Annotated in this window: 13 protein-coding genes; 5 read left to right on the top strand and 8 right to left on the bottom strand. The window is 41.8% G+C overall.

What is annotated here, in order from left to right:
* Window positions 1-25: 25 nt before the first annotated feature.
* Genes JWR61_RS03955 through JWR61_RS03940 form a run of 4 tightly spaced genes read right to left on the bottom strand, consistent with a single transcriptional unit; the run spans window position 26 to window position 5,746 of the window.
* On the bottom strand, window positions 26-1,741 hold the full coding sequence (locus JWR61_RS03955; protein ID WP_301926555.1) for a GMC oxidoreductase: 1,716 nt from the start codon (window positions 1,739-1,741) through the stop codon (window positions 26-28).
* 52 nt (window positions 1,742-1,793) lie between these two features.
* A complete protein-coding gene (locus JWR61_RS03950; protein ID WP_301926554.1) occupies window positions 1,794-3,473 on the bottom strand; it encodes a GMC oxidoreductase in 1,680 nt (559 codons plus the stop codon).
* Between the two features lie 55 nt (window positions 3,474-3,528).
* Window positions 3,529-4,428 carry a hydroxypyruvate isomerase family protein gene (locus JWR61_RS03945; RefSeq protein ID WP_301926553.1) on the bottom strand — a complete coding sequence of 300 codons (900 nt, stop codon included), beginning with the start codon at window positions 4,426-4,428 and terminating at the stop codon, window positions 3,529-3,531.
* Window positions 4,429-4,450: 22 nt separating this feature from the next.
* Window positions 4,451-5,746 (bottom strand): sugar MFS transporter, encoded by a 1,296-nt coding sequence (locus JWR61_RS03940; RefSeq protein ID WP_301926552.1) that lies wholly within the window; start codon window positions 5,744-5,746, stop codon window positions 4,451-4,453.
* A gap of 356 nt (window positions 5,747-6,102) precedes the next feature.
* Between JWR61_RS03940 and JWR61_RS03935 the strand changes: the two genes are divergently transcribed.
* From JWR61_RS03935 to JWR61_RS03915, 5 genes are all read left to right on the top strand, one after another.
* On the top strand, window positions 6,103-7,269 hold the full coding sequence (locus JWR61_RS03935) for a Gfo/Idh/MocA family protein (protein WP_301926551.1): 1,167 nt from the start codon (window positions 6,103-6,105) through the stop codon (window positions 7,267-7,269).
* Window positions 7,270-7,383: 114 nt separating this feature from the next.
* Entirely contained in the window at window positions 7,384-8,439 is a 1,056-nt protein-coding gene (locus tag JWR61_RS03930) for a sugar phosphate isomerase/epimerase (RefSeq protein WP_301926550.1), read from the top strand.
* A gap of 43 nt (window positions 8,440-8,482) precedes the next feature.
* Window positions 8,483-8,893, top strand: coding sequence for a c-type cytochrome (locus JWR61_RS03925; RefSeq protein WP_301926549.1), 411 nt, complete (start codon window positions 8,483-8,485; stop codon window positions 8,891-8,893).
* An 11-nt stretch (window positions 8,894-8,904) separates the two neighbouring features.
* Window positions 8,905-9,591 (top strand): DUF1080 domain-containing protein, encoded by a 687-nt coding sequence (locus tag JWR61_RS03920; protein WP_301926548.1) that lies wholly within the window; start codon window positions 8,905-8,907, stop codon window positions 9,589-9,591.
* Between the two features lie 9 nt (window positions 9,592-9,600).
* Entirely contained in the window at window positions 9,601-10,356 is a 756-nt protein-coding gene (locus JWR61_RS03915; RefSeq protein ID WP_301926547.1) for a ThuA domain-containing protein, read from the top strand.
* Between the two features lie 70 nt (window positions 10,357-10,426).
* Here the strand turns inward: JWR61_RS03915 and JWR61_RS03910 are convergent, their stop codons facing one another.
* From JWR61_RS03910 to JWR61_RS03895, 4 genes are all read right to left on the bottom strand, one after another.
* Window positions 10,427-11,197: a DUF1080 domain-containing protein gene (locus JWR61_RS03910; protein ID WP_301926546.1), complete on the bottom strand. Its 771-nt coding sequence runs from the start codon at window positions 11,195-11,197 to the stop codon at window positions 10,427-10,429.
* Between the two features lie 49 nt (window positions 11,198-11,246).
* A complete protein-coding gene (locus JWR61_RS03905; RefSeq protein WP_301926545.1) occupies window positions 11,247-12,041 on the bottom strand; it encodes an NIPSNAP family protein in 795 nt (264 codons plus the stop codon).
* Window positions 12,042-12,195: 154 nt separating this feature from the next.
* Window positions 12,196-12,654, bottom strand: coding sequence for a cyclic nucleotide-binding domain-containing protein (locus tag JWR61_RS03900; RefSeq protein WP_290340629.1), 459 nt, complete (start codon window positions 12,652-12,654; stop codon window positions 12,196-12,198).
* A 44-nt stretch (window positions 12,655-12,698) separates the two neighbouring features.
* Complete coding sequence (locus JWR61_RS03895; RefSeq protein ID WP_301926544.1) at window positions 12,699-15,455, bottom strand: MFS transporter; 2,757 nt, start codon at window positions 15,453-15,455, stop codon at window positions 12,699-12,701.
* Between the last annotated feature and the right edge of the window lie 4 nt (window positions 15,456-15,459).

Genomic DNA, 15,459 nt, shown 5'->3' with positions numbered 1-15,459 from the left:
TTACAACCCATAGCTTATAACTTGATTACAGATTTCCTTTTTTCAATTCGCTTACCGCATGATCCGCTGCTCTTGCAGTAAATGCCATATAAGTTAAAGACGGATTTACACAAGCTGCAGAAGTCATGAATGAACCATCTGTGACAAAAACATTGGGTGCGTCCCATATTTGATTGAAGCTGTTGAGTACAGACGTTTTAGGATCTTTACCCATACGGGCTGAGCCCATTTCATGAATACCTCTTCCCAAAGTGCCATCACCTTCACGACCCTTTACATTCTTTACACCCGCCGCTTCCAGCATTTCGATGGCATCTGCAAGCATGTCTTTACGCATCTTTTTCTCATTCTCCTTATACTCTATATCCATTGCCAACACATTCAATCCCCACTTATCCTTTTTAGTTTTGTCGAGCGTAACTTTATTTTCATGGTAGGGAAGTGTTTCTCCGAAACCACCGATTCCCATTGTCCATGAACCCGGTTCTGATAAAGCATCTTTTAAACCTGCACCGATTGATATTTCTTCTGCAGACCTGCTGTAACCTTCCCTGCTGCCGCCACCCTGGTAACCGAAACCTCGCAGGTAATCTCTTTTATCACCAAATAAATTCTGATACCTCGGAATATAGATACCGTTGGCACGACGACCAAAAATATATTTATCTTCATAACCTTCTACCTGGCCGCCTGCGCCAACGCCCAGATGGTGGTCCATGATATTATGTCCGAGTTCACCGCTGCTGCTTCCAAGCCCGCCTTCCCAAACATCGGTAGCAGAATTCATCAGTACCCAGGCACTGTTTAAAGTAGAAGCATTTAAGAAAATAATTTTTGCATTGTAAGTGTATGTCTTGTTGTTTTCGCCATCCAGCACTTCAACGCCTGTTGCCTTCTTTTTATCCTTATCATACAAAATTTTTGTAACAATACTCCATGGACGAACCGTAAGATTGTTGGTTGCTTTTGCTGCGGGCAAAGTAGAAGACTGTGTGCTGAAATAAGCGCCGAACGGGCATCCCAGCCAGCATTTGTTCCTGTACTGGCAATTGGTGCGGCCAGGTAATGGCTGGGTAATATTTGCAGTACGGCCAATAATCATAGCACGTTTTCCCTTGTAGTGTTCTTTAATTCTGGCAGCCACATCCTTTTCCACAATCGTCATATCCATGGCAGGCATGAACTGTCCGTCTGGTAATTGAGCCAGGCCGTCTCTTGATCCGCTGATGCCGGCAAATTTTTCAACGTAGTCGTACCAGGGCGCAATGTCCTTGTATCTCACTGGCCAGTCAATGGCAACGCCATCTTTTAAATTCGCTTCAAAATCAAAATCGCTCCAGCGATAACTTTGCCTGCCCCACATCAATGAACGACCGCCCATATGATAGCCACGAAACCAGTCGAAACGCTTAATTTCTGTGTAAGGACTGTCTTTATCACTGGCCCAATAATCCAGGTTGGTTTCGTTTAAAGGGTAATCTCTTTTTAATACCGGATAATCCTTGATCATTTGCTGGGTGCGCCTGCCACGGTGCGGATAATCCCACGCTTCCTTATTGGCGTTTACATAATCCTTTACGTGTTCAATATCGCGGCCTCTTTCGAGCAACAATACTTTCAATCCCTTTTCTGTTAATTCTTTTGCAGCCCATCCCCCGCTGATGCCGGAACCTACAACGATAGCATCATACGTATTTTGAGTCACTGCCTTGTTGTTCACATTGGTTGAATCCTGTGGCATAATTATCTTTTTTTGTTTGGCTCCGGTTGTCGTTACCGGAATAGTTTATAAATTATAAGTTCATTTTCTTCAATTCGCTTACTGCATGATCGGCTGCCCTTGCTGTAAAAGCCATATAAGTTAGTGACGGATTTTGGCAAGCGGCCGACGTCATAAAAGAACCATCGGTTACAAACACATTGGGTGCATCCCATACCTGGTTAAAACTGTTCAGCACAGATGTTTTAGGATCTCTGCCCATTCGTGCAGATCCCATTTCATGTATACCACGACCCAGCGTTCCATCGCCCATGTAACTGGTTACGTTTTTAACCCCGGCAATGGTGAGCATTTCTTCCGCATCTTTCTGCATGTCGATGCGCATCTTTTTTTCATTCTCTTTGTACTCAATATCCATCGCCAGCACATTCAAACCCCATTTATCTTTTTTAGTTTTATCTAGTGTTATTTTGTTTTCATGATAAGGCAGCGTTTCTCCAAAACCGCCCATTCCCATACTCCATGCACCTGGTTCAGCCACAGCATCTTTAAAGTCGCCACCAATGGTAAACTCCGGAATGTTTCTTCCCCATCCATCGCGGCCTGCACCACCCTGGTAGCCAAAGCCCCGCAGGTAATCTCTTTTATCGCCAAACAAATTACGGTACCGCGGAATATAAATGCCGTTGGCACGACGGCCAAACGTATACTTATCTTCAAAACCTTCAACCAAACCACTTGCACCAACACCGAGGTGATGGTCCATGATATTGTGTCCTAGTTCTCCGCTGCTGCTTCCCAATCCGCCTTCCCAAACATCGGTGGCAGAATTCATCAGTACCCAGGCACTATTTAAAGTAGATGCATTCAGAAATACTATTTTGGAATTGTAGACATAAGTCTTGTTGTCCTGTGCATCCAGTACTTCCACACCTGTTGCTCTTTTTTTATCTTTATCGTATAAAATTTTTGTAACAATACTCCATGGCCGTAGTGTAAGATTTCCGGTAGCCCGGGCGGCAGGTAAAGTAGATGACTGGGTGCTGAAGTAGGCACCGAAAGGACATCCGAGCCAACATTTATCCCTGTATTGGCAATTGGTTCGTCCGGGTAATTTTTCAGTAATATTGGCCGTACGGCCGATGATCATTTTTCTGTAACTGTTGTAATGTTTGTTCATCCGCTCACTCACATCCTTCTCCACAATATTCATGTCCATAGCCGGCATAAATTGCCCGTCGGGTAGTTGTGGCAGGCCATCTCTTGAGCCACTAATGCCTGCAAATTTTTCTACGTAATCATACCAGGGAGCAATGTCTTTGTATCGCACGGGCCAGTCGATGGCAACGCCATCTTTCAGGTTGGCTTCAAAATCAAAATCGCTCCAGCGATAACTTTGTCTGCCCCACATCAGCGATCGTCCGCCTACATGATATCCCCTGAACCAATCAAAGCGTTTTATTTCTGTATAGGGGCTGTCTTTATCACTTGCCCAATAATCGAGGTTGGTTTCGTTTAACGGATAATCTCTTTTCAGTACCGGATAATCCTTTATCATTTGCTGGGTACGTTCGCCACGGTGGGGATAATCCCATGCTTCTTTATTGGCATTTACATAGTCCTTCACATGTTCAATATCACGACCACGTTCCAGCATCAAAACTTTCAATCCCTTTTCTGTAAGTTCCTTGGCAGCCCAACCACCACTAATCCCCGAACCTACCACAATCGCATCATACGTGTTGTTTGGCATTCGTTAACAATTATCAGAGTTTATGTATGAATTTTAATCCTGCGCCTGAAGCGTATTATACATCACAAATCAATACAGCCTTTTTTAAACTGGCCAGTTTGTCTTTATTTTCCTTTCCTGTAGGTATAAATTCCTGCGCTGTATATCCTTTAAAGCCTGTTGCCACAATGGCTTTCATAATAGCCGGATAAAACAATTCCTGGGTTTCATCGATCTCATGCCTTCCAGGCACACCCCCTGTATGGTAATGACCAAAGTATTGGTGGTTATTCTGAATAGTGCGGATCACATCACCTTCGTCTATCTGCATGTGATAGATATCGTACAGCAGTTTAAAATTTTCGCTTCCCAAACGCTTGCACAATTCAACACCCCATGCAGATTTGTCACACATATAGTCTTTATGATCAATTTTACTGTTCAGCAATTCCATCTGGATGGTAACGCCATTTTTTTCTGCCAGCGGCAAAATTTTCTGCAATCCTTCTACACAATTTTTCAATCCTGTTTCATCGTCCATACCGTTGCGGCTTCCGCTAAAACAAATTACGTCTGTATAGCCCGCCTGCTTCATCAAAGGGATAACTTCTGTATAATCTTTAATCAATTGTTCATGAAACTTTTTGTCATTGAACCCATTGGTTAAACTAACATTGCCTCCATGATAACACATGGAACTATACAAACCATATTTTTTCAGTGTTGGCCAGTCTTTTGGACCAATCAGATCAATGGCACCAAAGCCAATTTCTTTTACCGCCTGGCACAGTTCTTCCAGCGGTACCGATCCATAGCACCATTGGCAAACTGAGTGGTTGATATTTCCTTTTAATTTCATCAGGCCTGTATCGTTTTTAGTTTCTGCAGCACATGCATTTAATATAGAAGACGCTCCCACAGCCACTGAACCTGCCAGCAGATTTTTTATAACTGCACGTCTGTTTTGTGTTGACATAAAGATAGTTGTATAAGGTGATTTAATATGCAGGCTGAACCGCCACTTTTTTCTTCGAACGCATGTAGAAGAACAGACCGGCAAATGCAATAATTAATATAATAGGAATTACCAGGGTTACATTGATGATAGCGGGACCGGCAGCGGCTTTCGCATCGTTGAGTGCGGTAGCCATTGCGGGTGTTGCATCTGGCGCAGAATAAGCACTTACAGAAGCTCCGGCGGGCAACTTTTCAGCAACCAGCCTGTCATAATATCCACCCATAAAAATCATGTAAATAGAAACCGCAAACATGCCGGCACCTCCCATCAGGTTCATGCCTACAGCACCTGTCTTGGGTAAATTTTCAGAAACAAATCCAAGCATCGTTGGCCAGAAATAACAAACACCAATACCAAATATCAATGCACCAACAAATAGCATATTACCGGTTGAATGACCCAAAAGATATAAACCCAGTGCACCGAAAATAGCAGAAAACAATAACACACCAGAGGGCGAAAGGCGATGAACAACCGGACCTGCAAAAGCACGCCCCAGCACCATCACACCCGTTTCAATGGTCAATAAAAGCAGGGCGTTATCACTAACATTTTTTAACAATACATCAATCCACTGGCCCGTGAATAATTCGGTAATGGCCGTACCGAACATCAAAATAATCATCAGGAAAAATAATGGATTGATCAGTGCGCCATACATTTCAGAAGTGGATACACCACTTGAAACCCTTTCGGTAACAGGAAAGTCCAGTTTACTAAACAGGTAAGCATAAATGATTGTAGGAATAAGCATTACTGCAACCAGTATCTGCCAGTTGGCCATGTACAATGTGTCTGGAATGTGTACTCCAAAAAAACGAACGATCAATGTTCCAATTACAATTCCACCAGGAAACCACAGGTGAAAATAATTGAGCCGGGTAGTTTTATTTTCCGGGTAAAGGCTTGCTACCAGCGGATTACAAGCGGCTTCAACCAGTCCGTTTCCAAGGCCGATTAATAAGGTAGAGAAAAAAAGTGTCCAGAAGCCGGTTGCGAAAACCGTTAATAAAATACCGGCCAAATGAAATATACCTGCACCTACCAATAACTTTTTCATTCCAATAACATCCACAATAAATCCGCCTATAATGATAGCCAGTGGAAATCCCCAGAAAGCAGTACTTGTAATAATACCTGCATCTTCCTGGGTAAGTCCAAAACTATGTTTCCATGTGTCCAATAAACCGGCCCGGATACCGAAAGAAAGTGAAGTCACCAACAAAGCCATACAACTGGCTACAAATAATTTATTCCGCTGAATTGAGGCAGGCATAATCGTTAAGTTTTTTTTAAGCAATGAGTTGACAAGGTATGAATTTATCTAAATAAAAAATCGAATCGCTAATAAAAATATATCGTTTGTGCTTTTTAACCATCTTTTACAAATACACCTTCGCACATTTTAAAGGCGCATAAAATTAATTTTTAAGAAGATGAATTTTTAGCCTGATTGCCTTTTACCTTTAGTACATAAAATCACTTTATTTTAATTCAGGCAGCTGGCTATGTGTTAAAATAAAATGATAATTTAGCCTTCCCGAAAAAACGATATGTGTTGCATTTTTACTCCATGTATTCATTTCAACAACGATGCTTTAAAACAATCAACCACTTATAATTATAAACAACATGAACAGAAAACTACGGATGGGAATGATCGGTGGCGGCAAGGATGCTTTTATCGGCGCCATACACCGCTTCGCCTCTAACATGGATGGCCTGATAGAACTGGCAGCCGGTGCACTGAGTATTAATCCGGATATTGCCCGCGAATCAGGTGAAATGCTCTTCTTACCAAAAGAAAGAACGTACCTGACTTACGATGAATTAATAAAAAAAGAAAGCGAACTATCCGCCGATAAGCGGATAGATTTTGTAACCATCGTTACACCCAACTTTGCGCACTTTGCACCGGCCATGATGGCGCTTGACCATGGTTTTCATGTAGTGATAGAAAAACCCATTGCCTTTACTTTAGACGAAGCAAAACAACTGAAAGCCAAGGTAGAGGAAACCGGTCTAACGCTTTGTTTAACGCATACTTACTCTGGTTACCCGATGGTAAAGCAGGCAAAAGCCATGGTTGCAGAAGGTGCTTTGGGAAAAATCAGAAAGGTATGGGTAGAATACCCGCAGGGGTGGTTAAGTAAGTTGAGTGAGAGAGAAGGCAACGCACAGGCTGCCTGGAGAACCGACCCAACCAAGAGCGGAAAAAGTGGTTGCATGGGCGATATCGGAACGCATGCGGCTCACCTGGCTGAATACATTACCGGCTTACAGATAACAAAAATATGTGCTGATCTAAGCATCCTCGTTGATGGCCGTGCACTGGATGATGATGGCAATGTATTGCTGAAATTCAGCAACGGTGCAGCCGGTGTTTTAATGGCATCGCAGGTTGCAGCCGGCGAAGAGAATGCTTTGAAAATAAGGGTGTATGGAGAGAAAGGTGGCTTAGAGTGGGCACAACACGAACCCAATACCCTGCTGGCAAAATGGCTTGATCAGCCAACACAGATTTTGAGGGCCGGCGGCAATTACCCGGGTCTTTCAAGCTTTGCAAAAAATAGTTGCCGTACGCCGGGCGGACATCCGGAAGGCTACCTGGAAGCATTTGCTAACATCTACCGCAATTTTGCTCAAACATTATCTGCCAAAATTGATGGAACAACTCCTTCAAAAGAAGCACTGGATTTTCCATCAGTTGAAGATGGCATCAGGGGCATGGCATTTATTGATAACGTGGTAGCATCATCACAGTCTGATAAAAAATGGTACGATCACACAGTAAATTAATTCTCTGCTAATTTTTCTCACAAAGAACAAAGAGAAGACCACGGCCACAGCGTTGCAAAAGCTTTGTGTGCTTTGTTTCCGTTGCGTTCGTTGTGCGAAATAAAATAAAAAATTATGACAACAGTAAAAGGGCCCGGAATTTTTTTAGCGCAATTTATGGGAGATGCAGCTCCGTTTAATTCGCTGGAAAGCATTTGTAAATGGGCAAAAAGTATTGGCTTTGTAGGCGTACAAATTCCCAGCTGGGATGGGCGCCTGATTGACCTGCAGAAAGCTGCTGAAAGCAAAACATACTGTGATGAAATAAAAGGAATCATCAACGGCTGCGGGCTGGAAATAACCGAATTGTCCAGCCATTTACAAGGCCAGCTGGTAGCAGTAAATCCTGCGTACGACGCCCTGTTTGATGGCTTTGCGCCGGAAGCTTACCGCAATAATCCAAAAGCAAGAACAGAATGGGCTGTGCAACAATTAAAGTACGCCGCCATTGCTTCCAAAAATTTAGGATTGACTGCGCACGCTACCTTCAGTGGAGCGTTGTTGTGGCACACGGTATATCCCTGGCCGCAGCGCCCGGCAGGTTTGGTGGAAACCGGTTTTAATGAACTTGCAAAAAGATGGTTACCTATACTGAACCATTTTGATGAACAGGGCGTTGATCTTTGTTACGAAATTCATCCCGGTGAAGATTTACATGACGGCGTGAGTTATGAAATGTTTCTTGAAAAAGCAAACAATCATTCAAGGGCTTGCCTTTTATATGATCCCTCACATTTTGTATTGCAGTGCCTTGACTATTTAACTTACATAGACTATTACCACGAGCGCATAAAAATGTTCCATGTAAAGGATGCTGAGTTTAACCCGACCGGCAAACAAGGTGTTTATGGCGGTTACCAAAACTGGATCGACCGGGCAGGACGTTTTCGTTCGCTGGGCGACGGGCAGGTTGATTTTAAAGGCATCTTCAGCAAACTGGCTGGTTATGATTACAAGGGCTGGGCGGTAATGGAATGGGAATGCGCCATCAAGCATCCCGAAGAAGGTGCCAAAGAAGGATCCGTATTTATAAAAGATCATATTATCCGTGTTACAGAACGGGCTTTTGACGATTTTGCCAACACAGGCAGTAACGAAAAATTTAACCGCACTGTTTTAGGATTAGAGTAGTAATTTTATCATTCAAAAATTTATTAAAAAAAAGCATATTCACATGAAGAAAATTATCACCATTTGCTTATTGACAGCAGGCTTTTATGCCTGTAATAACGGAGGAACAGAAACGAAGAGTACAACAGCGACGACAACTGAACCTGCTGCCGAAAAACCTGCTGCCAAGGCGGATGTTACGGATAGTCCGGATTTTGTAAAAGGACTTGAACTGGTTAACAACAATGATTGTAAAACCTGCCATAAAGTAGATGAAAAATTAATTGGCCCGGCCTTCAGGGATGTTGCCAATAAATACCCAAACAATCCTTCTACACTGGATACGCTTGCTCATAAAATTATCAAAGGCGGCCAGGGAAATTGGGGTTCTATTCCAATGGCAGCACATGATAAATTATCTGTGGAAGATGCGACTGCAATGGCTAAATATGTTTTATTGCTAAAAAATAATTAAACCAATTGCACATGAAAATATTATTAATTTCCCTGTTGTCTTTTTTTATGGGGACTGCAAAAATCAATACGGCGGGTAATAACCAGGGCGGCTGGAAAATGCTGTTTGATGGCAAAACAACAAAAGGATGGCATACTTACGGTAAGGATGCAGTAAACGATCGCTGGAAAGTGGCTGATGGCGCACTTTATATTGACAATACTGTTAAAGATGGCGGCGATATTGTAACAGACGGCGAATACGACAACTTCGATTTAAAATTGGAATGGAAGATTTCTAAAAATGGCAACAGCGGCATTATATTCAATGTTCACGAAGACCCGACAAAATACGACGAGACTTATAAAACCGGTCCCGAAGTACAGGTATTGGACAATGAAGGCCATCCCGATGGCAAAATTCTGAAACACCGTGCAGGCGATTTATATGATCTGATTAAAAGTTCTTCAGAACCTGTTAAGGCGCCCGGCGAGTGGAATGCCGTAGAAATTATCAGCAACAAAGGCAAACTGCAAATATTTGTGAACAACGTAAACGTGGTAACTACTACCATGTGGGATGATAACTGGAAACAATTAATTGCAGGAAGCAAATTTAAAAACATGCCTGATTTTGGTACTTTTAAAAAAGGTAGAATTGCCTTGCAGGATCACGGTAACGCTGTTTGGTACCGAAACATTAAAATTAAACAACTATAAAAAAATACCATGACGCCTGCCATTAAAATTGCCCGTAATCTTTTTTTGCTGTGCTGCTGCATAGCTGCCGTTTCTTTCACCTTTAAAAACACTATTACTGCAAAAGCAGAAAAAGACAAGATCCTGGTTTTTTCAAAGACCAATGGGTATCGGCACGAAAGTATTGAAACCGGCATTGAAGCCATTAAAAAGCTGGGCGCCGCCAACAACTTTGATGTAGATGCAACAGAAGATTCAACTTACCTGAATGATGCCAACTTCAAAAAATACAAAGCCGTTGTTTTTTTATGTACTACTGGTACCGTGCTGGGTAAGCCTGAAGAACAGGCATTGCAAAATTACATTCACAACGGTGGTGGCTTTGTGGGAGTACATGCTGCAACTGATTGCGAATATGATTTTGCCTGGTATGATAAAATGATTGGAGCCAATTTTCTTTCTCATCCGAGGCAGCAGGAAGCCAAACTGATAGTGGTTGACAACACTCACGCATCTACCAAACACCTGCCTGCCACCTGGGTTAGAAAAGATGAATGGTATAATTTTAAAAACATGAACCCGGATGTTAAAGTGTTGATTAAGATTGATGAGACAAGTTACGAGGGTGGTAAAAATGGCGATAATCATCCAATGGCCTGGTACCAGCAGTTTGAAGGCGGAAGGGTTTTTTATACAGAACTCGGTCATACAATCGAATCATACAGCGAGCAAAATTACCTGCAACATTTGTTGGGCGGCATAAAATATGCAATGGGTAAAAAATAAAAAAATTCACCAAATGGAAAGAGGTAGTCCGAACGGCTACCTCTTTTTTATTTAGCAACAACTTTGACTTCTACAATTCTCTTACCCAGATATTACGGAAACTGATTGGCTCACTTTTATCGCCATGCGCCTGCAGTTTAATGGGCGCCGGGCCATGCTTTTTATAATAAGGTGCTCCGATATATCTCGTCTCTCCTTTTAACTCATAATTGTTCTGCACTAACACGCCATTGTGCATGGCTGTAACACGTGCCGGAGTTTTTATTGTTCCGTCATCATTAAAACGGGGAGCGGTCCAGATTATATCATAGGCCTGCCATTCGCCAGGCTTTTTACATGCATTGGCCAATGGGATAGATTGCTTGTAAATACTGCCGGTTTGGCCGTTTACGTAAGTAGAATTATTATAGCAATCCAGGATCTGGATTTCATATCCATCATCGCCGCGGCCGGTGCTGGCTAAAAAAATACCACTGTTTCCACGGGCTTGTCCTTCGCCGGTAATGTTGGCCGGTATGCGCCATTCAATATGCAACTGGTAATCTGTAAACGATTTTTTCGTTTGAATATTACCAGTTCCTTTTTTAACTGTCAAGATATTTTTCGCAACGGTCCAGGCAGCGGCTTTAGTTGTATCATTTGTAGACGTCCATTCATCCAGGTTTTTACCATTAAATAACGCGATGGCATCGGAGGGCGCATCGGCAGCAGTTTTACCCGGTGTTATTACTTTCGGAACGGGGCTGTAAAATTCAGTTGCTTTTGGGTCGCCCTGTTGTGCGAAGGAAACTGTTGTAATAGCTGCTGCACTCAACAGCATCCATGTCTTTTTTAATTTCATGTGGCAATTTTAAATGGTGTTGCTTTAATTAATTTGAAAACTACGGTGATTAATAATCTGAAAAATCAGTAGGATGAAGAAAAAAGATATCGGCTTTAGAAACTGTATTCAGGTACTCCGGCATAGCAGAAATTCTTTTCCAAACACTGTCACTGCCAAAGTTTTTCCAGTGTTCGTCCCTTTCAGCCATATTGTTGAATGTAGTCATATACATCAGGTTGGGCATGTGGCTGCCGCTTAACACTTCAGCATAAAAAACAGCATTAAAATTCAGGCGGTCAAAGAGTGTTACTTCTCCCCCATCATTAAACATTTTTACTTTCTGACGATACAATCTTTCGGTGGGGCCTTCATAGCTGCGCAGTTCATAAATTCTCTCTGTTAATGGCGCCGTTAAGGATGGCTTTTTCATGTGCAGCATGTCTTTAAATGCTTTCAGCAAAGCAGTTTCCATTCTTTCAAAAGGCATTTTATCATGCGCCGCATTGGTGTAGGCAGAAGTATCATTTTTTATGAGTGACCCTGCTGTCAGTGAATTCATCAATGCCTCATATTTCTGTAATGATGCAAACGGTATCAATACATACAAACGTTTATCAGCAGCCGTGTCATTGTTAACACTGGTAAATACACCAATATTGTTTAACCCGCTTTTATGCAGGGCTGGCAGGTAAGTACTTTTAAGATAAGCACTCGTTACGGCAAGCTGATCTGCTGTTTTACAGTGATATATTGTAAGTTGATAATACTCCCCCACGGGATCTTTCGCGGCGGGTATAAAACTGCTGTTCAGTAAAAGAAAGGCAAGTAAAAATGTTACGGGAAGCAATGATTGTTTTTTCATGTGTTGAATAAAGTGGTTGTTAATGAATGAATAAAAAGGAAAGGTATGTTTAAATTCCGATGTCCATTTGGAGGATAACGCGTACAATTTGCTGAAAAAATGTTAACTCAATTAAGGCATATAAAAGATTACGACATGATGTGAATTAAAAAAATCAACTGCCACGCAAAGCAGTTTTATCATTGAGTGCTCTTAACCGTTTGCACAAAATTTTAATGAAGCCCATAGCCACTTCAGGCCTTGCTTCAATCAGTTCGTAAAAGGGCTCCTGGTCAATTTTAAAAAGAAGACAATCTGTTTTTGCAGTTGCTGAAGCACTTCTTGTTTCCGCATCCAGCAATGACAATTCACCAAACACTTCCTTTTCCTGCAATATAGCCAGGCTGGTTTTGCCTTTATGAATCTCAATTTCGCCACTGAAAATAATATACATACAATCGCCTGTTTCGCCTTCCTGAAAAATTTGTGTTCCTTTTTCCACTTCTTCCTGTTGCATCAACGGCGCCAGTTCTGCCAAAATAGTTTCAGGCGTTTCACTGAAAATACTCAATGATTTTAACAGCAGTACTTTTTCAATAAGTAATAAACCCTGGCTGCCCGCAGATGTTGACATACAATAAAATTTAAATTTTCATTTATAAATATAGACTGATAAAATTACGAAGTTAGTTTAACAAACAAAGCTGTTTCACGCAGTAATATATTTTCAGCAAGCGCATATTTTTCCACCAGTGTTCTACCAACGTTGTGCTGTTGTTGCCCGGCTGTATAAAGCGAACAGGCCATTGTCCAATAGTGATACGACCAGGTTTCATCAGCCAGGATATTGATCAGTACCTGCTCTACCTTTTTAAAAAAGGGATCAGGATATAATTCATGTAACTCTGCCATCCTGTTGGCAATTTCACCCGGTTCATTGATCACATTAAAATGCAGGGCCAAATCTTTGCGTACAAGCATTTCAATAATTTCGAGCGCATTCAGAATGTTTATTTTTTTGCCCGTGTTATAAGCTGTTCTTACTTTACTGATTTTTTCCCGGTCGTACAATACGGCAAAAATATTGAGCAAAGCATCCCGCAGGTCGCACAATTCAATTTGCATGGCGTTAATCAATACCTGGTATTTATCTTTATTCTGCAGTAATACATTTTGCATATATACAATGGCAGCGCTGTGCGCTAATAATTCCCTCGCAATACCTTCAAGGTAAAATTTAGGTCCTCTATCCGTACTATAATGGCTTCTGAATAACGCCTTCGCAACAGGTTTATACAGTTCCTTTTTATTGGTGAGCAGCCCAATAAGCAATTCATGTGCTTTGCTGCCACTAATCCGGCCTGCAAGGTAAATCAGCTTTTCCTGCAGTAACTGCGGCGTATTTTTATCTGCAATGGTAGATTTTATGAAAGGCAGCGCATTTTCACCAGCCAAAAAAAGTGCCTGTAATGCAACCGGCTCATCAGTTACCAGGTGTGCAATAATTTGATCAAGCAATAAAGAATCCCGGGTTTTACCTGCAGCCATCAGCACAGCTTTGCGAACTGCATTATCTGCTTCGGGAAGCATCTGCAAAATTCGCCAGCCGCTGTTATACTGATGCAGGTTTGCTAAAATACCCGCAGCATTTATTCTGTCAGCAGGCAGCGCTGAATGTACCAATTGCTGCAGGCAGGCGCCTGCAGTTTCCTTCGCGATGCCATCCCCGTAATTGATAAGCCCTGTAATGGCAGCAGCTTTAACTGAAGCATCAACATCATTGAGGTATGGTAATACCAGCTGATAATCTACACCCGTTTTACAAAGTGTTTGCAGGGCGGATGCCTTAACGTTACTGCTGTTATTTGCCAGCACCTGTAATAAAATATCTTTTTCTACCGGAATATTTTTTTGCTGAATTAACTGAATTGCAGCCGCCTTTATTTTTTCGGAAGCGTGCTGCAGTGAACTCACCACCAGTTCATTAAACAAAACACTTTTGGTAGCATCCAGCATTTTTAAAATATTGATCACTTCCATCTCGGTGCCCGAAACAACTTTTTCTTTTACCCATTTTACGGTATCACTGTCATCAATGGAAAAATTTTGCAGGTTAAAATAATTGCTGCTGATGGTATTAATGATGGTTTTAAGATATTCTTTATTTACCCTGTAATTACCAATTATCCATAAAATGCCCAGTGCCAGCAGGATGTAGTAGATGTTGGTTAAATCGGCATGTGGCTGATATTGGATTAGTACCAGCAAAAGCAGACCGGTAAAAAGTGATGCAAAAGGATCCATAATCCCCTTCAGTATGTTATGTGCCCGCAGTCTTTCATGCGTAGGCAGCGGCTGCATAATAGTAATAAAAACCGGCGTACTGATGGCGGAGCGTAAAATATCTATTGCAATGGCGGTAGCACCAAATAAATAAAATATAATTTTTTCATTGCCAGGCATGGTACGCACAATTAAAACCATTATAATCATCAGAATCATTATCACAGGTGTTATCATCAAAGACTTAATAATGCCCAACCTGCTGATGAGCCTACCGGTCAATACTGTCTTTACGCCCATGGCAATAATTCTGCTTACAGCCATAAAAAGCGCAATGAAGCGGGCTAGTGATACATCGTCTTTGTAAGCCTCCTTTATACCGGCATAAAAAGCATAATTAATAATTATAAAACAGGCAGAAACAATGATTGTAATAATTGCAAGACGACGGATAAGCGTATTGCCGGCAAAATTTTCTGCCAGTGTGGTTATTTTATGATCACTGTGTTTCTGATGTCCATGGTTAGCGTGATTGTGCTCAAGCAGGTTAGCCGATTTTTTTATACTGATTAGGAAGGGCACGGATGCCAGCATGCACAATACACCTGCCCATAATAAATTAATAGTACCGATATACTCAACCGTTAACAACGCAAGTGTATAGCCGATGAATTTTGCCGGTATATCGCCCGCGCTGATTACACTAAACAGGCGCTTACTCTGGCGTACATCAAACAGTACTGCCGCAAGGCCCCAAAACTCCAGGTTGTTCAACAGGTATAATACATTAAACCAGGCCAGCATACCATACAAAAACCATTCGCCATTGGCATAGGCAAAGACTAACCTGAAAAGCAACATAGACACCGCAATAAAAACCGTAACAATAATGGCCAGCTTGCCAATCTCATATCTGTGCTCCAACCTGGAATAAAAAAATCCCGTAACCCACAACAATACAGAAGCATAAATAAAGACATAAGGCAATTTTGTAATGCCCACTTCATGAAGAAACAATGTAAAAGATGCAGTAAAGAAAAAAGCAATGCCGGCACCCTGCATGAACTGCATTATAAAAAGCTTTTTTACCAGCCACCATTCATTCGGCCTTATATTGAGCGCATTTAACCAATACCCGTTTTTTTTCGACATAATG

The organism is Ferruginibacter sp., assembly GCF_028288465.1.
In the GTDB taxonomy this organism is placed as follows: domain Bacteria; phylum Bacteroidota; class Bacteroidia; order Chitinophagales; family Chitinophagaceae; genus Ferruginibacter.
Note: the sequence above shows the minus strand (reverse complement) of the source record. Positions and strands in the feature narration are given on the sequence as shown.

What these genes read in the sequence shown, in the direction of transcription:
- JWR61_RS03935 (WP_301926551.1), top strand. Translation starts at nt 6,103, where the DNA reads ATGAACAGAAAACTACGGATGGGAATGATCGGTGGCGGCAAGGATGCT.
- JWR61_RS03915 (WP_301926547.1), top strand. Translation starts at nt 9,601, where the DNA reads ATGACGCCTGCCATTAAAATTGCCCGTAATCTTTTTTTGCTGTGCTGC.
- JWR61_RS03940 (WP_301926552.1), bottom strand. Translation starts at nt 5,746, where the DNA reads ATGCCTGCCTCAATTCAGCGGAATAAATTATTTGTAGCCAGTTGTATG.
- JWR61_RS03900 (WP_290340629.1), bottom strand. Translation starts at nt 12,654, where the DNA reads ATGTCAACATCTGCGGGCAGCCAGGGTTTATTACTTATTGAAAAAGTA.
- JWR61_RS03910 (WP_301926546.1), bottom strand. Translation starts at nt 11,197, where the DNA reads ATGAAATTAAAAAAGACATGGATGCTGTTGAGTGCAGCAGCTATTACA.
- JWR61_RS03950 (WP_301926554.1), bottom strand. Translation starts at nt 3,473, where the DNA reads ATGCCAAACAACACGTATGATGCGATTGTGGTAGGTTCGGGGATTAGT.
- JWR61_RS03905 (WP_301926545.1), bottom strand. Translation starts at nt 12,041, where the DNA reads ATGAAAAAACAATCATTGCTTCCCGTAACATTTTTACTTGCCTTTCTT.
- JWR61_RS03930 (WP_301926550.1), top strand. Translation starts at nt 7,384, where the DNA reads ATGACAACAGTAAAAGGGCCCGGAATTTTTTTAGCGCAATTTATGGGA.
- JWR61_RS03945 (WP_301926553.1), bottom strand. Translation starts at nt 4,428, where the DNA reads ATGTCAACACAAAACAGACGTGCAGTTATAAAAAATCTGCTGGCAGGT.
- JWR61_RS03955 (WP_301926555.1), bottom strand. Translation starts at nt 1,741, where the DNA reads ATGCCACAGGATTCAACCAATGTGAACAACAAGGCAGTGACTCAAAAT.
- JWR61_RS03925 (WP_301926549.1), top strand. Translation starts at nt 8,483, where the DNA reads ATGAAGAAAATTATCACCATTTGCTTATTGACAGCAGGCTTTTATGCC.
- JWR61_RS03920 (WP_301926548.1), top strand. Translation starts at nt 8,905, where the DNA reads ATGAAAATATTATTAATTTCCCTGTTGTCTTTTTTTATGGGGACTGCA.
- JWR61_RS03895 (WP_301926544.1), bottom strand. Translation starts at nt 15,455, where the DNA reads ATGTCGAAAAAAAACGGGTATTGGTTAAATGCGCTCAATATAAGGCCG.